Origin of the sequence: Algibacter luteus (genome assembly GCF_900141715.1) — a bacterium.
GTDB lineage: Bacteria > Bacteroidota > Bacteroidia > Flavobacteriales > Flavobacteriaceae > Arenitalea > Arenitalea lutea.
The window spans coordinates 384,875-405,069 of record NZ_FQYK01000002.1 but is presented as its reverse complement, the minus strand read 5'-3'; the positions used below and the strand labels follow the sequence as shown (position 1 = coordinate 405,069).

The 20,195-nt window shown below is 33.1% G+C and carries 22 protein-coding genes and 1 tRNA gene; 9 read left to right on the top strand and 14 right to left on the bottom strand.

Annotated elements, in window-relative coordinates; all coding sequences use genetic code 11:
* Nucleotides 1–157: 157 nt before the first annotated feature.
* Both mscL and BUA46_RS15085 read left to right on the top strand, forming a co-directional pair.
* Nucleotides 158–601: a large conductance mechanosensitive channel protein MscL gene (gene mscL, locus BUA46_RS05330; protein WP_019387266.1), complete on the top strand. Its 444-nt coding sequence runs from the start codon at nucleotides 158–160 to the stop codon at nucleotides 599–601.
* A gap of 2 nt (nucleotides 602–603) precedes the next feature.
* Entirely contained in the window at nucleotides 604–759 is a 156-nt protein-coding gene (locus BUA46_RS15085; protein ID WP_019387265.1) for a hypothetical protein, read from the top strand.
* Between the two features lie 19 nt (nucleotides 760–778).
* On the opposite strand, the gene BUA46_RS05325 is transcribed toward BUA46_RS15085, so the two are convergent.
* On the bottom strand, nucleotides 779–1,438 hold the full coding sequence (locus tag BUA46_RS05325) for an HAD family hydrolase (RefSeq protein WP_026010012.1): 660 nt from the start codon (nucleotides 1,436–1,438) through the stop codon (nucleotides 779–781).
* A 199-nt stretch (nucleotides 1,439–1,637) separates the two neighbouring features.
* On the opposite strand from BUA46_RS05325, the gene BUA46_RS05320 reads away from it, so the two are divergent.
* Both BUA46_RS05320 and rlmF read left to right on the top strand, forming a co-directional pair.
* Complete coding sequence (locus tag BUA46_RS05320) at nucleotides 1,638–3,044, top strand: MATE family efflux transporter (protein ID WP_019387263.1); 1,407 nt, start codon at nucleotides 1,638–1,640, stop codon at nucleotides 3,042–3,044.
* An 11-nt stretch (nucleotides 3,045–3,055) separates the two neighbouring features.
* On the top strand, nucleotides 3,056–3,940 hold the full coding sequence (gene rlmF, locus BUA46_RS05315) for a 23S rRNA (adenine(1618)-N(6))-methyltransferase RlmF (RefSeq protein ID WP_349267053.1): 885 nt from the start codon (nucleotides 3,056–3,058) through the stop codon (nucleotides 3,938–3,940).
* Between the two features lie 70 nt (nucleotides 3,941–4,010).
* On the opposite strand, the gene BUA46_RS05310 is transcribed toward rlmF, so the two are convergent.
* Together BUA46_RS05310 and BUA46_RS05305 are read right to left on the bottom strand one after the other, a co-directional pair.
* Nucleotides 4,011–4,688: a DUF2490 domain-containing protein gene (locus tag BUA46_RS05310; protein WP_019387261.1), complete on the bottom strand. Its 678-nt coding sequence runs from the start codon at nucleotides 4,686–4,688 to the stop codon at nucleotides 4,011–4,013.
* Nucleotides 4,689–4,716: 28 nt separating this feature from the next.
* Nucleotides 4,717–6,546, bottom strand: coding sequence for an SLC13 family permease (locus tag BUA46_RS05305; protein ID WP_019387260.1), 1,830 nt, complete (start codon nucleotides 6,544–6,546; stop codon nucleotides 4,717–4,719).
* A 287-nt stretch (nucleotides 6,547–6,833) separates the two neighbouring features.
* On the opposite strand from BUA46_RS05305, the gene bshB1 reads away from it, so the two are divergent.
* Nucleotides 6,834–7,550, top strand: a complete 717-nt coding sequence (gene bshB1, locus BUA46_RS05300; RefSeq protein ID WP_019387259.1) for a bacillithiol biosynthesis deacetylase BshB1 — start codon at nucleotides 6,834–6,836, stop codon at nucleotides 7,548–7,550.
* A gap of 89 nt (nucleotides 7,551–7,639) precedes the next feature.
* Nucleotides 7,640–7,713: transfer RNA gene (locus BUA46_RS05295), tRNA-His, on the top strand.
* A 46-nt stretch (nucleotides 7,714–7,759) separates the two neighbouring features.
* Here BUA46_RS05295 and BUA46_RS05290 read toward each other — a convergent pair.
* The 4 genes from BUA46_RS05290 to BUA46_RS05275 all read right to left on the bottom strand — a co-directional run bounded on the left by BUA46_RS05290 (nucleotide 7,760) and on the right by BUA46_RS05275 (nucleotide 11,167).
* On the bottom strand, nucleotides 7,760–8,785 hold the full coding sequence (locus BUA46_RS05290) for a M28 family metallopeptidase (protein ID WP_019387258.1): 1,026 nt from the start codon (nucleotides 8,783–8,785) through the stop codon (nucleotides 7,760–7,762).
* Nucleotides 8,786–8,850: 65 nt separating this feature from the next.
* Entirely contained in the window at nucleotides 8,851–9,903 is a 1,053-nt protein-coding gene (locus BUA46_RS05285) for a M28 family peptidase (RefSeq protein WP_019387257.1), read from the bottom strand.
* A 134-nt stretch (nucleotides 9,904–10,037) separates the two neighbouring features.
* Nucleotides 10,038–10,400, bottom strand: coding sequence for a hypothetical protein (locus BUA46_RS05280; RefSeq protein ID WP_019387256.1), 363 nt, complete (start codon nucleotides 10,398–10,400; stop codon nucleotides 10,038–10,040).
* 11 nt (nucleotides 10,401–10,411) lie between these two features.
* Complete coding sequence (locus BUA46_RS05275) at nucleotides 10,412–11,167, bottom strand: DUF3108 domain-containing protein (RefSeq protein WP_019387255.1); 756 nt, start codon at nucleotides 11,165–11,167, stop codon at nucleotides 10,412–10,414.
* Nucleotides 11,168–11,344: 177 nt separating this feature from the next.
* Between BUA46_RS05275 and BUA46_RS05270 the strand changes: the two genes are divergently transcribed.
* Nucleotides 11,345–12,184 carry a universal stress protein gene (locus tag BUA46_RS05270; protein WP_019387254.1) on the top strand — a complete coding sequence of 280 codons (840 nt, stop codon included), beginning with the start codon at nucleotides 11,345–11,347 and terminating at the stop codon, nucleotides 12,182–12,184.
* Between the two features lie 89 nt (nucleotides 12,185–12,273).
* Nucleotides 12,274–12,612, top strand: a complete 339-nt coding sequence (locus tag BUA46_RS05265) for a DUF4870 domain-containing protein (protein WP_019387253.1) — start codon at nucleotides 12,274–12,276, stop codon at nucleotides 12,610–12,612.
* A 319-nt stretch (nucleotides 12,613–12,931) separates the two neighbouring features.
* Here BUA46_RS05265 and BUA46_RS05260 read toward each other — a convergent pair whose 3' ends face one another.
* The 7 genes from BUA46_RS05260 to BUA46_RS05230 form a co-directional block, all read right to left on the bottom strand.
* Nucleotides 12,932–13,396, bottom strand: coding sequence for a hypothetical protein (locus tag BUA46_RS05260; RefSeq protein WP_019387251.1), 465 nt, complete (start codon nucleotides 13,394–13,396; stop codon nucleotides 12,932–12,934).
* 181 nt (nucleotides 13,397–13,577) lie between these two features.
* Nucleotides 13,578–14,696, bottom strand: a complete 1,119-nt coding sequence (gene dnaN / locus BUA46_RS05255) for a DNA polymerase III subunit beta (protein WP_019387250.1) — start codon at nucleotides 14,694–14,696, stop codon at nucleotides 13,578–13,580.
* Between the two features lie 86 nt (nucleotides 14,697–14,782).
* Nucleotides 14,783–16,450, bottom strand: a complete 1,668-nt coding sequence (gldG, locus tag BUA46_RS05250) for a gliding motility-associated ABC transporter substrate-binding protein GldG (RefSeq protein ID WP_026010009.1) — start codon at nucleotides 16,448–16,450, stop codon at nucleotides 14,783–14,785.
* Complete coding sequence (locus BUA46_RS05245) at nucleotides 16,443–16,928, bottom strand: hypothetical protein (protein WP_019387248.1); 486 nt, start codon at nucleotides 16,926–16,928, stop codon at nucleotides 16,443–16,445. Before BUA46_RS05245 ends, gldG begins: the two co-directional genes overlap by 8 nt.
* Nucleotides 16,929–17,645 (bottom strand): gliding motility-associated ABC transporter permease subunit GldF, encoded by a 717-nt coding sequence (gene gldF, locus BUA46_RS05240; protein WP_019387247.1) that lies wholly within the window; start codon nucleotides 17,643–17,645, stop codon nucleotides 16,929–16,931. It lies immediately after the preceding gene.
* 100 nt (nucleotides 17,646–17,745) lie between these two features.
* A complete protein-coding gene (locus BUA46_RS05235) occupies nucleotides 17,746–18,042 on the bottom strand; it encodes a putative quinol monooxygenase (protein ID WP_026010008.1) in 297 nt (98 codons plus the stop codon).
* A gap of 14 nt (nucleotides 18,043–18,056) precedes the next feature.
* Nucleotides 18,057–18,950 (bottom strand): SAM hydrolase/SAM-dependent halogenase family protein, encoded by an 894-nt coding sequence (locus BUA46_RS05230; RefSeq protein ID WP_019387245.1) that lies wholly within the window; start codon nucleotides 18,948–18,950, stop codon nucleotides 18,057–18,059.
* Between the two features lie 156 nt (nucleotides 18,951–19,106).
* On the opposite strand from BUA46_RS05230, the gene BUA46_RS05225 reads away from it, so the two are divergent.
* Nucleotides 19,107–20,060, top strand: coding sequence for a PhoH family protein (locus BUA46_RS05225; RefSeq protein ID WP_019387244.1), 954 nt, complete (start codon nucleotides 19,107–19,109; stop codon nucleotides 20,058–20,060).
* Nucleotides 20,061–20,195: the final 135 nt, after the last annotated feature.

The following is a 20,195-nucleotide window of genomic DNA, read 5'->3' as shown; positions in this document are numbered from 1 at the left end:
AAAAGCTAATAAATAAAATTATTAGTAAATATGATGATAATTTATAATATTAACTTATGAAGTAATACACATGACACCTAATTTTATATGTTAGGATTTTACAATGCCAATTACAAACTAATATCTTTGCACTGCAATAAATAAAAAAGTAAAGCATATGAAACTATTCAAAGAATTTAAAGAGTTTGCAGTAAAGGGAAACATGATGGATATGGCCATTGGTATTATAATTGGTGCTTCTTTTAATAAAGTTATAGATGTTTTGGTAAAAAAAATATTGTTACCTCCGTTATCCTTATTAACCGACGGTGTAAATTTTCAGAATAAAAAAATCATTTTGAAAGAAGCCGTATTGGATGATTCAGGTAATGTTTTAACCGATGTGGTTGCTATAGGTTACGGCGCATTAGGAGAAGCTCTGTTAGATTTTATGATCATCGGTTTTACCGTATTTATTGTAGTTAAATTTTTAAATCGATTAAAAAATAGAGCTCAAGATACCAAAGACAAAACCGTTGTTACTCCAAAGGATATTGAACTTTTATCGAAGCTCACCGACTTGATGGAAGAGCAGAATAAGTTGTTGAAAACAAAACAATAGTTATGGCTAAAACAGGAAGAGAGAAGAACACCAAAAATAAAGCGAAGCATTCTAAATTAATGGCTCGAAAGAAAAACAAAAAGAAAAGCGAAGCGTTACTTAGAAAGGAGCGTCTTAAAAATATTATTAAAAAAGCTCAAGAAAATAGCGACTCATAATAAGCAGATTTAAACTAAGTTATTTAAAAACAGAAGTTATATTTTTATAACTAATATCCTTAAAATCGTTTATCACTAAGTTGGCCTTCGAGTAATCTTGGTTTTTTGAATGAAAACTATCATACCCAACACAGTAAATACCTGCTGCATGAGCCGCATGAACACCATTAGTTGAATCTTCAATAACGATACATTCTTCTCTTCTAAAACCTGTAGCCTCGGCTGCTTTGATGAAAATTTCTGGATGTGGTTTCGATTGTTTTAAATCCCCACCACTAAATTTCGCTTTAAAGTAAGGGTTCAATTCAAAACGGTCAAAAATTTGATTGATGCTGGTCATAGCAGCAGAAGAGGCTAAAACTAAAGTGAGTCCGTTATTGTAATAATCCTGAATCAATTCAAAAACACCATCAATAAGTCCTAAATCAGAATTACTGTAAAAGAAGTGTTTGTAGTGCTTTCGTTTTAAGGCTACTAAGCTTTCTGGCGATTGTTGTAAGTTAAAATGGTCGCACAAGCGTTTACAAATATTGATGGTAGACTGACCGGTGAACGATTCGTAAAGCTCTGAAGACACTGTAATTCCAACTTCTTCAAACATATCATGATAGGCTTTATTATGCATAGGTTCACTATCAATAATAACACCATCCATATCAAAAATAACCGCTTTTAACATCATCAATTTTTTTGCGAATATATGAGAATTGATAGGAAACTCATAGAAATCTATTTTGTTGTTTTAAATTATTTTCACAATATTTGTTACCTATGATTGTTTAATTTGACTTCCTTAAAGCATCGAGGTTCCACTCGAGAAAAACAAAAGCTAAGTGTTATATGCATTTGGTAATGATTTATATTTAATTACCCTCTTAATGCAATCAAATAAAATCACCTTAAAACAATTTATTAAATATTTCAAAATTGCTGTTACAGGTAAGCAAAAAGACTTCACTTCTGGAAGTATTCGGCGCGCCATATTTATGTTAGCAGTTCCAATGATTCTTGAGATGATCATGGAATCCATTTTCGCTTTAGTAGACATCATGTATGTTTCTCGAGTTAGTGTAAATGCTGTAGCTACAATTGGATTAACAGAGTCTATAATTACTTTAATTTATGCCATAGCTATTGGTTTAAGTATTGCTGCAACCGCTATTGTTGCTAGACGTGTAGGGCAAAAAGATTTAAAAGGTGCATCAAATGCAGCAGTTCAAGTTATATTTTTAGGTGTTTTAGTTGCTACAATTGTTAGTATAATTGGTATTATTTATCCTAAAGAGCTTTTAAGTTTAATGGGAGGAGAACCTGATTTAATAGAAGAGGGTTATGGCTATACTAAAGTGCTTTTAGGCGGTAACATTACTATAATGTTGTTGTTTTTAATTAATGCCATTTTTAGAGGAACAGGAGAAGCATCTATATCCATGTGGGTCTTAATTTTATCTAATGGGTTAAATATAATCCTAGATCCGATGTTTATTTTTGGTTTTGGACCCATTCCTGCTTATGGTGTTGAAGGAGCTGCAATTGCAACTACTATAGGGCGTGGAATAGCAGTATTATTTCAATTAGCAATTTTGTTTTATAGTTACAGTAAAATAAAAATTGGTATTAAAGACATGATAATCCGTGTGGGTGTTATGCTTAATTTAATTAAAGTGTCTATAGGAGGTATTGGTCAGTTTTTGATAGGAACCTCATCTTGGGTGTTTTTAATGAGAATTGTTAGTGAATTTGGAAGCGAAGTACTCGCTGGCTATACCATTGCTATTCGTGTGATGTTATTTTCTTTAATGCCCGCGTGGGGTATGAGCAGTGCAGCGGCTTCATTAGTTGGTCAAAATTTAGGAGCTAAAAAACCTGAACGAGCAGAGCAATCTGTTTGGTTAACTTCAAAGTATTGCTCAATTTTTATGGGTACTGTTTCTGTATTATATCTTTTATTTGCACCACAAATTATTGAGATTTTTAATGATACTCCTGATGTTGTGAAATATGGTAGCTTGTGTTTACGTATTATGACGGCACCGTTTATTTTTTATGGCTTCGGTATGATTGTAATCAATGCATTTAATGGGGCTGGAGATACTAAAACGCCAACGTATATCAATTTTGTATGTTATTGGTTACTGCAATTACCTTTTGCATATTTTGCGGCTATTACTTTTAATTGTGGCCCTAGTGGTGTATTTTGGGCAGTAGCTTTAGGAGAAGTATTAATGACTATAATTGCTATTATATGGTTTAAAAAAGGCCATTGGAAGACCGTAAAAGTTTAATTTAAGACTATATAAATATCAAACCGAAACAACATTTACACCCGAACAACAAGCATCAATCTGGTTATGATTTGGATGCACTATCGAAAATATATAATCCTTTATTACCTTTTGTTTTTGTCAATAAATATCAGACCAAAACAATTGATTTTTCTAATCCTAAAGCGGTTAAGGCACTCAATACGGCTTTATTAATGAAGTATTATAATATTGACTTTTGGGAATTTCCTGATGCCAATTTATGTCCGCCGATACCAGGACGAGTAGATTATATCCATCATATTGCTGATTTGCTTAAAGCATCAAAAATTGATGATAACATTAAAGTTTTAGACATTGGCACAGGAGCTACATGCATCTACCCGCTTTTAGGACATGCTGAATATCAATGGCAATTTGTAGGAACTGAAATTGATAACCAAGCGCTTAAAAATGCTCAGAAAATTATAGATAAAAATAAATTGAATAAGGCCATTGAACTTAGGCTGCAAAATGATGCTTCGCAAATTTTGCAAGGAGTATTAAATGAGAATGATGCGTTTTCGGTTGCTATTTGCAATCCGCCGTTTCACAAGTCTGAAGAGGAATCTATAGCGGCAAATTCAAGAAAGTTAAAAGGTTTAAATAGGGATAGTGAACAGGTTGTTAGAAACTTTTCTGGGACACATAATGAGCTCTGGTATAAAGGCGGTGAAAAGGCTTTTTTGCACAATTATCTTTACGAAAGTTCATTGTTTAAAACAAAATGCCAATGGTTTACAAGTCTAGTTTCTAAAAAAGACTTAGTGAAGGGTATGCATGTGTCGTTAAAGAAATTAGGGGCTACTGATATTAAAACCATTCCAATGGGGCAGGGGAATAAAATCTCGAGAATTGTAGCTTGGACGTATCAATAAAAAAGTACCGAAAATCAAAACTTAATTCTCGGTACTTGCGTGTTGAACTTTACTCTAAAGGGATTTGCTATTAATCTACTTGTTTCTTTCTATGATCGGTTTTTATAAAAATACCTGCTTGAAGGCGGTGTAAGTTCAATCCTTTGATTTTTCTATTTAAATATCCGAATTGCACATTTACTGATTTAGATAAGTTAATGCCCAATGCACCATACAATCTGTTTTCATCTATAATTTCATCGTCAATCGTTGCTAAAAATTCATCGTGAACTCTTATAAATAAGGTTTTATTTAATTTGATTTTTGTTCCTAATCTATATCGTAAACGATGTGAAGTTGATTTAAAATCTAATTTATGGAAAAAGCGTTGTTCCACTCTAAATCTGTGGTCTATAGGCAAATTACCTATTTTGTGTTTATAGACAAATTGCTCGAATACTCTGTTTTCATAAGTATGTGGTTTATCAGTATAAAAGCCGCCGTCGATATCACCATAACCATAGCCTATTGTTGTAGTCAATTTTGGAGTTAGTTGATAATTTAAAGCGCCAAAAACTAAAATGAAATTGAAATTTTCTGCAACTTCAAAGGTCCATAATTGAGCCAAGGTACTCGCACTAAATTTATCAGATATTTTATGGTTTCCTGCGTACGTGAACCAAGAACCTAGCATATCTTCTTGACTAGTTTGCGAATAACTATTAGAAATTGAGATGGTAAGTAATATGGCGGTTAGTAGGTATTTCATTTAATATAATTAAATAAGAAATATGGTGTTAAAATGGCCAAATTACTGGCACGAGTATTAGAGTTACTATTAAAAACATAAAGAGTAATGGCGCACCTACTTTTAGGTAATCCATAAATTTATATCCACCAGCGGTCATGACCATAGCGTTTGTAGTTGTGCCTATTGGTGTTAAAAATGCTGTTGAGGCACTAATCGCCACAACTATCATAAATGGTTCTGGATTTAGGTTTAATGAACTTGCGGCTAATATGGCAATTGGTGCCATAAGTACTGCAGTAGCGGAGTTATTTATAACTTGACTAAATGTGGTAGTTAATAAAAATACACCACCTAAAAGTGCTATAGGATGTATTGAGCCTAAGTAATCTACTAACCCGTTTGCAATAATTTGAGCGGTTCCTGTTTTTTGTAATGCGATGCCCATGGGTATCATAGCAGCAATCATTACAACACTGGTCCAACTAATGCCTTTATAAGCTTTAGAAATGGGTACACAACCTGTTAACAATACAACACCAGCTGATATTAAGGCAGCGATAGAGCCAGGTACAACTTTAAATACCATGAATATGATCATGAGAATTAATGCTGCTAAAGCTATATAAGATTTGCTATTAAGTTTTTCAACATTTTTAGCCATACCTTCTGGACTACCTATAATTACTAAATTTTCATGTTGTTTTTTAAGACCGTCTATATCTTCCCAAGTACCTCTAATTAAAAAGGCATCTCCAGCTTTTACAGTAATTTCTTTATCTAATAAAGGTTTTTGGTTTCTAGAAGCACCCAATAGTTGGATACCAAATCTTTTAAAGTAGTCTCCTAATTTATAACGTCTTCCTACTAAAATTGAATTAGGGTTAACAATGACTTCTGTCATACCAACCTCTTGATTTATTAGGTTGTTTTTAAGTTCATCAGTTATAGGATCTAGAGGTAAAAGTCCTAATCTGAAGGTTATCATCATCTTGTTAATGGCCTCAGTGTCTCCTTTTACAGTTATTATATCGTGATACATGAATTCTGTATTCGGATCTGGAAACTCAATAAAAGTTGGTACTTTCTTCAATAAATTAGGATGTCTTCTTCTTATACGAATAATAGAAGCATTATAATTTTTTTCAAATTGCCAATCTTTTATTTGAGTGTTTAATAAAGGTGAAATAGATCTTACACGTAATCTGTAATAACCGTTATCTATTTTGTAGGCTTCAATCCAATTGTGAAGCGTAGACTCAATATTAACAGGTTTATTATTAGTTTTATTCTTGGGCAATAATTTATAACCTACATATCTAAAATAGAGCAGTGCAATAACTAAAAGAGGTAGGCCTATTAAGCTGAACTCAAAAAATGAAAATCCATCAAAACCAGCTTCAATTAAGGCATTACTTGCTATGATGTTTGGAGGCGTACCGGTTAATGTTAGTAAGCCACCAGTATTTGAACCAAATGCTACAGGCATTAACATTTTAGAAGGTAATGTTCCAATGCTCCAAGCTGAAGATATGGTTAATGGCATTAATGTAGCTACTGTACCTGTATTACTCACAAATCCTGAAAGAACTCCTGCTCCTAAAGAAACTATGACCAATAATTTAGGTACACTTTTTCCTGCCCATTCTACAAACTTTTTACCAGCAAGTGCTGTCCAGCCCGTTTGTGCAATCCCTTCACCAATTATAAAAAGTGCAGCAATCATAATTACAGTTGGATTACTAAATCCGCTTAGCGTTTCCGTTGCATCAAGAATGCCTGTTAAAAACAAACTTAACATAGAAATTAAAGCAACAATATCTGGTGTAAACTTTCCCCAAACAAACAGACCAATAGTAATTACTAAAATGGTGAGCATTAAATAGATCATATCTTAAATTTCTTTATTAGTTTTAGCACAGATTAAGTAGTGCTAATTAATTATGGGGTAAAATTACTGTGGATACGAACTAATAATTATGACGAATGTCATGCTTTACTTGAAGGTGTTATTTTTCAATTATTGCTATTTTTAGTGGGTATAAAATGAATAAAACATTAGCGAATACGTTTTCGTGATATTGAGTTTTACGAAATTCTATATTTTAAGTAAATAAAATGATTTAGTTTTAAGGCTAAACGGTGAAATAAAAAACAAATTGAGTTATGAAATTAGACATTTTAGCCTTTGGAGCACATCCAGACGACGTAGAATTAGGTTGTGGTGCAACTTTGGCAAAGGAAGTTTCAAAAGGTAAAAAAGTAGGTATTATAGATTTAACAAGGGGAGAATTAGGTACTCGCGGCACTGCCGAAACCAGAGATGAAGAGGCCTTTAATGCTGCTAAAATATTAGGTGTTATCATGCGCACCAATATGGAGTTTGCTGATGGGTTTTTTGTTAATAATAAAGAACACCAGTTAGCTATTATTACCATGATTAGAAAATACCAACCTGAAATTGTAATATGTAATGCTATTGATGATAGACATATTGACCACGGAAAAGGTAGTAAACTAGTTAGTGATGCTTGTTTTTTAAGTGGGTTGCTAAAAATTCAAACCTTAGATGAAGGTGAAATACAGAATCCATGGCGCCCAAAGCAAGTGTATCATTATATGCAATGGAAAAATTTAGAACCTGATGTTGCTGTTGATGTATCTGGCTTTATTGATAAAAAAATGGAAGCGGTATTAGCTTACAAAACGCAGTTTTACGATGCAAAAAGTAAAGCTCCAGAAACACCTATTTCGAGTAAAAACTTTACAGATAGTATTATTTATAGAGCAAAAGATTTAGGCAGATTAGTTGGGGTAGATCATGCAGAAGGTTTTACTACAGAACGTTATGCCGCGGTAGATAGTTTATTTGATTTAAAATAAAAAAACTTAATTAAAATATTAAAAAAGTCTTTGTAATAAAGATGGAAATCATTTACATTTGCACACGCATTGCAAAATGCGCTTAAATGGTGGTTGTAGCTCAGTTGGTTAGAGCATTGGTTTGTGGTACCAAGGGTCGTGGGTTCGAATCCCATCATCCACCCAAAAAGTAAAAGCCTTTCAAATATTTGAAAGGCTTTTTTTGTGGCTTAATATTTTTTTAATCTAGTTTTTAAACGTTCTTCTCTATTGGCAATTTCCCAAGCAGTATGAAATATAAGTTTTGATCGTGTTTCTAAAAAGTCATAATTAATTTTATCTGGCGTATCTGATGGTCTATGATAATCGGCATGAGTACCATTGAAATAGAAAATTACCGGAATATTATTTTTTGCAAAATTATAATGATCAGAACGGTAATAAAAACGATTTGGGTCGTTGTCATCATTATAGGTATAATCAAATTCTAAGTTGAAGTATTTTTTATTAACTTCTTCAGATACATTATGTAACTCTTTACTCAATTTATCAGAACCAATTAGGTATAAATAGTTTTTACCTGAATCTTCATGTTTTGGGTCTACACGACCAATCATATCTATATTTAAATTAGCAACGGTATTGGCTAACGGAAAGATAGGGTCTTCATTGGCATAATAACGAGAACCGTAAAGTCCTATTTCTTCACCTGTAACATGTAAAAATACAATGGTGCGCTTAGGGCCATTTCCTGCTTTTTCAGCAGCTTTAAAAGCTTCAGCAATTTCTAATATGGCAACTGTTCCAGAACCATCATCATCGGCGCCATTATTTATGTCGCCATCCCTCTCAATGCCAATATGGTCTAAATGTGCAGAAATCACAATGACTTCTTCTGGTTTATCACTGCCCTTTATGTATGCTATAACGTTTTCAGAATCTTTAATACCACTGCCAAAGTAACTTGCTGGAATTTCTTGAAAATAATCACCTTCAGAAATTGGAGACGGAATACCATTAGCCACGTAATGACTTTTAATAAACTCAATGGCTTTTTTCTGTCCTGGTTCTCCTGTTTTTCTGCCTTCAAACTCATCAGAAGCATAGGTGTAAAGCATGTCTTTAAGTTCAGCAGAAGTTATAGTAGCAGAATACGTTTCAGGATTAACTGTTTTTTCGGTTTTTGTTTTATTTTGTGACGAACTACATGACGTTAAGAAAACTGCAGCCAAAAAAAGAATGAGTAGCTTTTTCATATGAAATATAAATAGTTTAGTAAGCTATATTACGAAAATCAATTAAATGACTTGTTAATTTCAGTCTATTTTAACAGTTCATTATGCTCATCAATAACCAATCGGGTGTCTTGATTCGCAATTTGCCACGCGGTAGCAAAAATGAGTCTTGTGCGTTTTTCTAATAACGGATAATCAATTTTATCAGGTGTATCAGTAGCTCTGTGATAATCGTCGTGTTCGCCGTTAAAATAAAATATTACTGGAATGCCTTTATAGGCAAAATTGTAATGGTCAGACCTGTCATAATAATCATGTGCCTCACCTTCAATATTAAATCGATAATCGAGATTAATATTAAAATAGCTTTTGTTAACTTTTTCTGAAATATAATGAAGCTCTTTACTTAGTCTGTCCGCTCCAATTAAATACAAATAATCTTTATTGTTGGTATGGTATTTATCAACCCTTCCAATCATATCAATATTTAAATTAGTTACCGTATTTTCAAGCGGAAACACAGGGTATTGTGTATAAAATTCAGACCCTTTTTTACCAATTTCTTCACCAGTTAAATGCAGAAATAAAATACTGCGTTTAGGCGCTAAACCTTCTTTCTTTGCCAATTGAAAGGCTTGTGCCATTTCCATTAATGCCACGGTGCCAGAGCCATCATCGTCTGCACCATTGTTTACGAGCCCATCTTTGGTTATACCTAAATGGTCTAGATGTGCCGAAATAATTATCACTTCTTGAGGAAAATGAGAGCCTTCTATATAGGCTAATACGTTTTCAGAATCGTTGTACTTTCCATTAAAAAAACTTGACGGAATTGATTGATAATAATTAGTATCACCTAACGGCGATTTTATATTTTGGTTTAGATAATACGTCTTTAAAAATTCAGCAGCTAATTTCTGTCCTGGCTCTCCAACGCGTCTGCCTTCAAATTCGTTCGAAGAAAATTTATAAAGATGTGTTTTTAGCTCATCAGCAGTAATGGTTTGGGTATATTTAATTACAGATGTACTATCAACAAGCTCAATGCTGTTTTTAAGATCTTCAATTTTAGCCGTGTATTTTTTGGTAGCGCATGCACCAACTAACAAAAATATTGAGAGAATAAAAAAAGTTTTCATGTATTATAATAAGCAATTACCAAAAACATGCCACTTACAATCAATTATTGCTCTTAGGGAAAGTGAATAATTTGTATGCGAGTATCACTCTTTGATGCGTTCAAAGATACAAATTTATACAAAGAAAAACCTTACTATTCAATTAGAATATCTTCTAATTCTGACTCATCTAAGTCAATTTCAAGGTTCTCTAATTCCTCCATAGATTCCTCTTCCAATTTGTTTTCTGTGGCTTCAATAGCCTCAGTGTTTGCAACTTCTGTAGTATTGAAAACAGATTTATAGGTTGTTATTGCCAGCGCAATTATGGTTAAAAGGAAAGTAAACTGAATAATCTTTTTAACTTTTCCTGCTTTTTTTGATAAGAAATAGGCAATTAATCCAAAGAATATGGCTGCTACTGCAGGCATAACAGCAAGATTTGAAATTGGTAATACCGAAAAAATAATAGCAAATAACGAAGCTATAAAGGCTAGAATTGTAAAGAGTTTTTTCATTGTCTATTCAATTAATTTTTTAGTCCTGATGCCGATTTTATTTTTAACTCACCTGTACCTACAGGAATTTTAAATTTCCCATAAACTGGAATTTTATTCTCGTCTGCAGTTAACCAAAGCGTGCCAGTTACCGTATTTGAACTTGCAGAACCTAACGATATTTTGTAACACGTTTTGCTGCCAATAGCCGTAGGAATAGTTTCTTTGCCTAGATATGTTACTTTTGCTTTTATCTCCTCTCGGTCAAATAAGATGGTAAATATTTTACTTGTGCCAGGGCTTAAATTAGTTAAATCGAAGGTTCTGATGGTATACAACGTTGAAATAATATCTTTTGTGTCCGTACCAATAGAAACTGTTTTTTTCTCTTGCCAACCGCTTTTTTTAGTCTGAACCGTTTTTACTGTTTTGGTTTTATGACTAAAGGTGTACTTCATGTTTTTGTGGTAGCCACCTTCATTAATATCTCGATTGTATAAATATGGCCTTAACGAATTTGGGTTAACGTAACTTTCGTATAAGTCTCTAATTTTAAAAAAGTTATCCCATTTGCTGTATGTGGTGGCTTTACATTTTAAACGTAACAATTTGGCTTTCGAGGTTTGCACGGGAGTGGTTTCCATAGTTACTTCAGCCAAATCGGTTAAAATACCAGACATGTTATATGAAGCCGTGTAAGTTAATTTTTCATTAAAACCAATGGCAGTATTTTGTGCATGTAGTGTCAAAGAAACTAGAAACAAAAATAATAGGGCAATACGTGTCATAAATTATGATTTAGATTATAACGTACAATTAATCATTTATTGTGCCGAAAATACAATCCTTAAAATTATTATACTAATTTATTAAAGATAATATCATAGCATGGGTTAACTGACTTATATCATAGTTTTTACAAGGTTTTCGTAATAAGTTTACTAGGTAATTAATTTGTTGTACTCATGAAAAATATACTTTTACCAACAGACTTTTCAAAAAACTCAATAAATGCTATTTATTATGCTTTAGAGTTTTTAAAAGACAAAAAGTGTCAGTTTTATATCCTGAATGTACAAAAAGCATCGTCTTTTATTACAGATGATATGATGGTGGTCAACTCATCTACTACCATCTATAAAACCCTTATTAATGCCGCTAAAAAATCTATAGACAACATCATTACTACGCTAAAAGAAGAATTTTATAATAATAAACATGAATTTCATGCCATTGTCGATTATGATAATTTTATAGATTCCGTAAATCAAGTATGCGACAAACATCAAATCGATTTAATAATCATGGGTACTAAGGGTGCTTCCGGACTAGAAAAAGTACTTTTTGGGAGTAATACCGTTCGGGTTATGCAACGTTGTAATACACCAGCATTGGCTATCCCAGATAAGTATAAGTTCAATAAAATTAATCATGTGGCCTTTGCCACGACAAACTCTAAACGGTTTCAAAAAGAAGAACTTGAAATTTTAAACAAAATTATAACCACCAATAACGCCTCATTGCAAATTCTTCATTTGGCAGATCAAAACCATTTGGCCTATGATGCTTATGATAATATCGATTTTTTCGCAACCAACTTCAGTGATGCAGAGCACGAATATATCGATACACCAAGTAACGAAATGTTTAGCGTCGTAAGCGATTATATTCATAAAAACGGCGTTAATATGCTGGCCATTATGAATAAAAAGCACTCCTTTCTAGAACGCTTGTTTAAAACCCATGCCGTAGAACGTTATGCCTTTAAAATAGATATCCCGCTATTGGTTATGCAGCATAAGTAAAGCATTAATACTTTGTTAAAATAGCATCTTGGGTGTAACATTTCATGTTGATTTTCGTCAAATAAGTATCAATCAAAACATTAATCATCATGAGACAAGACAATCAATTATTAGTCATCACACATTTAAGTCAGTTAATAAGTTTAGTAACTGGTTTTGGGAGCTTAATATTACCCTTAGTGCTGTGGCTTACACAAAAAGAAAAAGTGTATCAAATGGATACGCACGGTAAAAACATTATTAACTTCCAGTTAAGTTTAATTCTGTATTGCATTATCTGCATACCTTTAATATTACTCTTTGGTTTAGGCCTTTTAGGATTTATTGGTTTAGGTATTATTTCCATCGTATTTCCCATAGTAAATGCCATAAAAGCAAGCAGAGGAGAAGCACCAACATACCCATTATCTCTTAATTTTATTAGTTAGTTTAGTTAACCGAGATAATTAAGCGCTCACTTTTTAGTGGGCGTTTTTTTTATTTATAATTTGGGCATTCCCCTGTCGGGTCAGGCTTTCCGTTACAAGTCCTCGCTCGTACCTCGCTGTGGGCTTTCCACTGCAATCCTTAATGCGGGTATTTGCAAAATTAATTTATAAATAAAATGTTGGTTTGCTTTTGGGGAGGTTCGTTTAACGTTAATGTATATGGAAAGTTGCGTGTTTGTGTGCGAAGATTTTCCGAAGGAAAATCAGACGTAACAAAATTGCAACGACCTTTGGTTAAGCACTAATTTAGCAATTATTTTTATACGGTGTTGTGCATAGTTTTTATCAGTTCTTTTATTTTTGTTTTAAAAGTCAGATGCGCAAAAAATCGAATAATCAGGTTTCCTCCGAAGATTACCGTAAAAAAATATTTAATAATTCTTATATCATTTTCGTCAATAGTTGAAAAGTCAGAATCGGCTAAAAATATAATTAGAAGGAATGGTATTGCAATTAGAAAAACCATCCAATTTCCATTAATAATTTCAAATCCGTCATCTTTCTCTGTTACCTTGACTATTCCGCTTACCAAAAAAGATTTTGCGTTAAAAGATGTCCATCCATCAGATTTATGAAATATTATCTTGTTCTTTTTTCTAACGCTATAATTAAATCTTTCTTCATTCAGATATCTTTCTATTACATTAAAAATGTCAGCTTTATCAAGCTTGTTGAACTTGCTATACTTTATTTTTGTACGAAATTGCATTGGAAGTAAGGTCATTTTTTAATTATGCACAACGCAAAGATAAAGTTCCGTTTCAATAAACTTTATCAATTATTAAACGAAGTTAATAATTTTTCTGACAAAGTCAAGTGCTTACCTTTAGGTTACAAAAAAAGCAGCAACCTCATTAAAGATTACTGCTTAAATATCATGAGATTCCCACCTTCGTGGGAATAAATTAATTATTCAACATTACAGGCATTACAAGCATAGTTACTTGTTCACCAGGATCCAAACCATCAACAGGGGTTAAAATACCTGCTCTATTTGGCATACTCATTTCTAATTGTACTTCATCAGAATTTAAGTTATTCAGCATTTCAGTTAAAAAGCGTGAGTTAAACCCGATTTGCATATCATCACCTTGATAATCACAGGTTAAACGTTCTTCTGCTTTGTTGCTGTAATCAATATCTTCTGCAGAAATATTAAGTTCGGCACCAGCAATTTTCAATCGTATTTGATGTGTCGTTTTGTTAGAAAAAATACTAACACGACGTACCGAATTTAAAAATTGGTTTCTATCTATTACCAATCTATTCGGGTTCTCTTTTGGAATTACTGCTTCGTAATTTGGATATTTCCCGTCTATCAATCGACAAATTAATACCGAGTTTTCAAACGTGAATTTGGCATTACTGTCGTTATATTCAATAGCAATCTCATCGTCACTAGCGGCTAAAATTCCTTTTAATAAATTCAAAGGTTTTTTAGGCATAATAAATTCTGCAACTTGATTTGCTTTTACATCTTCACGCGTGTATTTTACCAATTTGTGCGCATCGGTAGCTACAAAAGTTAAACCTTCAGTAGAAAACTGAAAAAATACACCACTCATTACAGGGCGTAAATCGTCGTTACCAGCAGCAAAAATAGTCTTGCTAATGGCAGTCGCTAAAATATCGCCAGTAATCACTGTTTTACTCGGATCTTCCAAAGCCACAGCTTTTGGGAATTCGTTGCCATCAGCGTAAGCTAAAGCATATTTACCATGATTTGAGCTAATCTCAATGGTGTTATTGTCTTCAACAACAAAAGTTAAGGGTTGCTCAGGAAAGGTTTTTAAAGTATCTAATAATAATCGTGCAGGTATAGCAACACTTCCTTTGCTTTCGCTTTCAACATCTAAAGTCGACGCCATTGTAGTTTCTAAATCGCTTGCAGAAACCGTTAAATGGTTATTATCTAATTCAAATAAAAAGTTGTCTAAAATCGGTAGGGTGTTCGAGCTATTAATTACACCGCCTAAAACCTGTAATTGTTTTAATAAATAAGTACTTGATACTATAAATTTCATCTATGTAAAATACGTGTTAGTTTATAAAATCGCTACTTACAAATATATTCCATACAGTCTATATTTCGAAACAAACTTATTAACATTTAAGAAGCGTATTTTTTCTTTCTGAAGTAGTTAAATATAAATCCGAAAACAAGTAGTAAAACAAGTGGTAGTAAGATGTTTATAAGTTGCCACTTGGTTTTTTCTGAAGCTATTTTTTGCTGATTTAAGAAGGCTACAGCAATTTCTTTGGAGCGAATGTTTATAAGTCCGTTATCGTCTAATAAATAATTCACGGCATTCAGTAAAAATTCTTTGTTGCCATAAGTTTGTCCTGTCCAACGGTCAAAACCTAATTCTTGAGGCACATTTCTAATCACATCATTTTTAATTACATCGCCATCGGCTATCACAATCATTTTTGTTGGAATGCTTTTGTTTAACGCTTTTTGAATATTAAAAGGAGGTATGCGGTTGCTGTAAACCGATTGGAATTCACCTTCAATTAAAACCGCCAAATTTTGGTTGCCTTTGTTAAACGATTGCGGATTTTGCTCTTGCGTTACCAACCTTAAACTCACTTCTCTTGGTGTGCCTTCTAGTTTAGTAAGTGTTGCTGTTTCAAGAAGTATGGTTTTTTTTAGGCTGTTTTTTAAAGTATCGATGGGATTAGCAAAATCGAATTTGACTAAATTTAAATTGTTAACTATTGGGTGATTACTGTTGGTATTTGCCAAAGGTGAATAAGGCCATTTTAAATGCTGAAATTGCGACTGACTTCCTTCGCCCATAGCCAAGGTAATAGGAGCAGAGTATAGCGTACTTACCATGTATGGATTTATGCGAACGCCATATTTAAAGAAGAAATCAGTGAGGTTTAATTCTCTTGAAACGGCATAGTTTTTCCCAGTGTCGTTGTACAAACTGTCTTTTTCCATAACAACAGCATCAATGAGCCACAAACTTTTACCTCCGTTCATGGTGAATTGGTCCAGTACAAATTTTTCGTCTTCAGAAAAGGCTTCTGTAGGTTTAGCTGAAATTATTAAATCGAAATCTTTAATCGCGTTAAGCGTGTTTTGCGGATTAGTTGCCACACTATCAAGAGTAAAAGGCGCGATGTAATAATACTCGCCTAGTTTTTTAACAAAGTTGGCTATGTATCTGTCTTGTAATTGGTCGTTGCCTTTTAAAATGGCAATCTTGCGCCGTTTAGGGTTGATAAGTTTACTAAACCCATCCGCAAAAGCATACTCTAAATGTTGCACAGAATTGGAAACCAATTCTTGTTGCGAGGCGCCAATTTTGTTTTTTACCAAAGGAATAATAACCGTTTGTTCGTTATAACTAGCTAAAGCCCAAGGAAAAATAACAGCTTGTGTAGCTTTACCATTTTCTTGGACGCTGAGTTGCATTGGAGTTAATCCACGTTGGGTAAGTTGCTGTATGTTGCGCTCTCGTGTGGATTCATTTTCAAGCGGATTTAAAAAGTTAAAAACAATATTGTTGTTTATCGTTGCAAACTCCTCCAATAACTGTTTTGTTTCCTTTTGAAGACGTCTGAATTCCGATGGAAAATCTTCGCCTTCTAAAAACACATCAATAACGATTGGCGAATCTAAATCTTTTATAATTTCGGTAGCAGATGCACTTAAAGTATAACGATTATCGGCAGTTAAATCGAAACGTTTAAACAATTTACTGCTTAGTAGATTAATCGCAATTATAGCGATGATAAGAATGACTATATGTTTTATTGTTTTATTCAAAAGTCTTTTCTAATTGATATGGTCTTACCGATGTGACATTATTATTTTCAAATTGAAGCTCAATACATTCTTGCATATTATTAAAAGCGCCCGGAACAAAACCCATGTTGTAATTCCATTTTTCTGGTGAAATGGCTTTAATATTTTCATCCCATCCCAACCACTCTGGTTCGCCTAAAAGGGTTTCAATGTCATCTTTATTTTTCCCAATTAATAGGCTGTCTTTTAGCATTTGGTTAGCCATTTCATAGCGTAATGCTGGTTTTTCTTCCCAAGCTTCGGCATCAAAATATTTTTGATGATGATAGCTGCTAATAATATTTAGCATGGGGTAAAACATATAGAAATACACTATGGGGCTTAATATTAAACTTACTAAAAACGTAAGCCATTTACGTTTATCGATGGTATTTAAAAATAGCCAAACACCAACAAAAACAATAATTAAAAAAACAACAAATAAAGGCGTTACAATCATTTAGTTTGCTTTATTAATATTTATTTTGGTAAGCCATAAAAAGAAAAAGGTAACGCTTAAAAAATAGATGATATCACGCGTATCTAATACGCCACGGCTCATACTTTTAAAATGACTACTCATGCCTAAATGTTCAACAAAATCGCTAGATAAAAATTCCGCAAGTCCTTCAAATCCAATATAAAAAACAAAGCAAATAAAAACAGCAGCAATAAAAGCTACAATTTGATTATCTGATAGTGTAGAAGCAAAAACTCCTATAGCGGTATAGCTCGCTACTAAAAAAAGTAATCCAAAATAAGAGCCTATTGTGCTGCCCATATCGATGTTCCCAACTGGATTTCCCAATTGATAAACAGTGTATACATATAGAAATGTTGGAATAAGCGCCATTAAAATTAAAATAAAAGCCCCAAAATACTTTCCTAAAACGATATTGAAATGAGAAATGGGTTTAGTGAGTAATAGTTCTAGAGTGCCTTGTTTTTTCTCGTCGGAAAAGCTACGCATGGTTACGGCAGGAGTTAAGAAAATTAAAATCCAAGGTGTTAATAAAAAGAAGGACGACAAATCTGCGAAACCATAATCTAAAATATTAAACTCGCCTTTAAAAAACCAAAGAAACAAGCCGTTTAGCACTAAAAAAATACCAATAACTAAATAGCCTATGGGCGATGCAAAAAATGAGTTTATTTCTTTTTTTAGTATAGCTAACATTAAGTTTTTTTACTATGAATTCACAAATGTAAAATTTATTTCTTGACTATGATATCAATCCTATTTTACTGTATATGGTCATTGAATACTATGAGACTATTTATTCCAGAGTTTCCAATTTATCAACGCTCCAAGCTTCAGGTCTCATACTAAAAAGCGGTTTTATTTTACTCCATACTCTTTTAAAAAGTTCAGATTTTCTGTAGTTTTCTAAAGCTTCTTCAGATTCCCAATGGCTATAAGTAAAAAATATAGTTGGGTCTTTTTTATCGCGATATAATTCTAAAAATTGGCAACCTTCAAAACCTCTAATTTGAGATTTGGTATTTTCAAAATTTTCAAGGAATACCTCAATATTTTGTTTGTAATACCCCATTTTCACTATTCTTACTAGCATATATTTTTATTAAATTAATAATCGGCGGCTTTGGTTATATTTTCAGGAATTTCAATACCTTTTGGTAACACAGGTTCTGGTATAAAGTTAACACTAACGGTATCCATTAAGCCTAAACCTAAAAGCGTTGAGGCACTACCAACCGTTGCACTATTACTCTTATAAACCGCTATTTCTAAAAAATCTCCCGAATTAAAAACAACAAGTTTTCTACCTTCATCGTTTCGTTTATTTTCAGGAATTTCGAAGTTTACAATATCACTGTATTTATTATAAATTTTCTTAAATGTATAGTTTCGTGCCGAAATTTCAAACTTACGTCCCTTCTGTACCGTTTCAAAAAAACCACGTTTTATATTGGTAACCACATTGCCGTAGTTATCAATGTATATGATGCTTCCTATGATCTGTGTTTTGTCATCATTTACATAAGGCACAATGTTTTTAATAGGCTTAATTTCAGAAATCGATTTACCTATAACTTCTAAAGTGCCACCACGTGCAATATGGCAAGCCACTTTAACAAATACATCCAATACCGGAAAACTGGTTTGAATCTTATCGTGTATATTTATTTCAACAATTTTTTCTGGTGCTATTTCAGAACAAATCATACTCATAATACCATTGTTAGCGCAAATAAAATAGTGCTCGTCTAACTTAATGGCAATATGTTTATTTTCAGGATTTATCTCAGAATCTATTCCAATAATATGAATGCTGCCTTTCGGGAAACTTTTATATGCATTTTGAATAATGTAAGCCGCTTCGGGAATATTAAACGGCGAAACTGAATGCGAGATATCAACAATTTTAACATCGGGTAGCTCACTGTAAATAGCGCCTTTTGTAGCGCCAGCAAAGTAATCTTTTTCACCAAAATCGGTTGTTAATGTTATAATTGCCATGGGCAAATTGTTGATATGTTTTTAATGTTAACTCACCCAAAATTATGTATTTTTGAGTTTCACATGATTGTATTACAAAACTAATAAATCATTTCATCTAAGTAAACATTATTTCAATATATTATAATCGTAAATCTTTAAACTAATAACACGCTTTTGAACGAAATTATTATCGAACTTGAAGAAATATCACCAAAAGAATTTTTTGGTCCTCAAAACACTAACATTGAACTTCTTAAAAAGTATTTCCCTAAATTAAAAATTGTTGCTCGCGGAAATAAACTAAAAGCTTTTGGCGATGAAGATTTATTAGAAGAATTCGACCGCCGTATTTCAATGCTATTAAAGCATTTTGCAAAGTATAACAAATTGGATGAAAACGTTATAGAGCGCGTTTTAACAAGCCAAAGTAGCGACGACTATACAACATCAAAGCAAAGCGGAGAGGTTATTGTTCATGGCGTTGGCGGAAAACTAATAAAAGCACAAACGGCAAACCAGCGCAAACTGGTAGAAAGTATGCGTAAAAACGATATGGTTTTTGCTATCGGTCCTGCAGGAACAGGTAAAACCTATACCGGTGTTGCATTGGCGGTTCAAGCCTTAAAAAATAAAGAAGTAAAACGTATTATTTTAACACGTCCGGCAGTTGAAGCAGGAGAAAATCTTGGGTTTTTACCTGGCGATTTAAAAGAAAAACTAGACCCATACATGCAACCGCTTTACGATGCGCTGCGCGATATGATAGCACCAGAAAAACTGGCTCATTACATTGAGAATGGTACCATTCAAATTGCGCCATTGGCCTTTATGCGTGGGCGTACCCTCGATAATGCGTTCGTGATTTTAGACGAAGGACAAAACACCACTCACGCCCAAATGAAAATGTTTTTAACGCGTATGGGTAAAAACGCAAAGTTCCTTTTAACTGGCGATCCAGGACAAATAGATTTACCACGTCGCACCATTTCAGGGCTTAAAGAAGCGCTATTAATTTTAAAAAATGTAGAAGGCGTTGGCATGATTTTTCTAGACGATAAAGATGTCATCCGTCACAAACTCGTTAAAAAAGTTATTGCCGCTTATAAAAATATAGAAAACACAGAGTGATTTTTTTTGAAGCTAATTCCAGCTTTCGGCAGTCGCTCTCTTCGAGGAGCTCCAACAAATGCCTCAATCTGGGCTAGGGCTTTTTAGAAAAGTATAAAACAAATAATAAAATAGGCCTATAGCAAAATGCTGGAA

Bases quoted from the DNA above. Each gene is read 5' to 3' on its own strand.
- BUA46_RS05285 (WP_019387257.1), bottom strand. From the start codon at position 9,903: ATGAAAACTTTTTTTATTCTCTCAATATTTTTGTTAGTTGGTGCATGC.
- BUA46_RS05325 (WP_026010012.1), bottom strand. From the start codon at position 1,438: ATGTTAAAAGCGGTTATTTTTGATATGGATGGTGTTATTATTGATAGT.
- gldF (WP_019387247.1), bottom strand. From the start codon at position 17,645: ATGTTAGCTATACTAAAAAAAGAAATAAACTCATTTTTTGCATCGCCC.
- BUA46_RS05280 (WP_019387256.1), bottom strand. From the start codon at position 10,400: ATGAAAAAACTCTTTACAATTCTAGCCTTTATAGCTTCGTTATTTGCT.
- mscL (WP_019387266.1), top strand. From the start codon at position 158: ATGAAACTATTCAAAGAATTTAAAGAGTTTGCAGTAAAGGGAAACATG.
- BUA46_RS05310 (WP_019387261.1), bottom strand. From the start codon at position 4,688: ATGAAATACCTACTAACCGCCATATTACTTACCATCTCAATTTCTAAT.
- BUA46_RS05305 (WP_019387260.1), bottom strand. From the start codon at position 6,546: ATGCTCACCATTTTAGTAATTACTATTGGTCTGTTTGTTTGGGGAAAG.
- BUA46_RS05230 (WP_019387245.1), bottom strand. From the start codon at position 18,950: ATGGCAATTATAACATTAACAACCGATTTTGGTGAAAAAGATTACTTT.
- bshB1 (WP_019387259.1), top strand. From the start codon at position 6,834: ATGAAATTAGACATTTTAGCCTTTGGAGCACATCCAGACGACGTAGAA.
- BUA46_RS15085 (WP_019387265.1), top strand. From the start codon at position 604: ATGGCTAAAACAGGAAGAGAGAAGAACACCAAAAATAAAGCGAAGCAT.
- dnaN (WP_019387250.1), bottom strand. From the start codon at position 14,696: ATGAAATTTATAGTATCAAGTACTTATTTATTAAAACAATTACAGGTT.
- BUA46_RS05320 (WP_019387263.1), top strand. From the start codon at position 1,638: ATGCAATCAAATAAAATCACCTTAAAACAATTTATTAAATATTTCAAA.
- BUA46_RS05275 (WP_019387255.1), bottom strand. From the start codon at position 11,167: ATGACACGTATTGCCCTATTATTTTTGTTTCTAGTTTCTTTGACACTA.
- BUA46_RS05235 (WP_026010008.1), bottom strand. From the start codon at position 18,042: ATGCTAGTAAGAATAGTGAAAATGGGGTATTACAAACAAAATATTGAG.
- BUA46_RS05290 (WP_019387258.1), bottom strand. From the start codon at position 8,785: ATGAAAAAGCTACTCATTCTTTTTTTGGCTGCAGTTTTCTTAACGTCA.
- BUA46_RS05270 (WP_019387254.1), top strand. From the start codon at position 11,345: ATGAAAAATATACTTTTACCAACAGACTTTTCAAAAAACTCAATAAAT.
- BUA46_RS05245 (WP_019387248.1), bottom strand. From the start codon at position 16,928: ATGATTGTAACGCCTTTATTTGTTGTTTTTTTAATTATTGTTTTTGTT.
- BUA46_RS05260 (WP_019387251.1), bottom strand. From the start codon at position 13,396: ATGACCTTACTTCCAATGCAATTTCGTACAAAAATAAAGTATAGCAAG.
- BUA46_RS05265 (WP_019387253.1), top strand. From the start codon at position 12,274: ATGAGACAAGACAATCAATTATTAGTCATCACACATTTAAGTCAGTTA.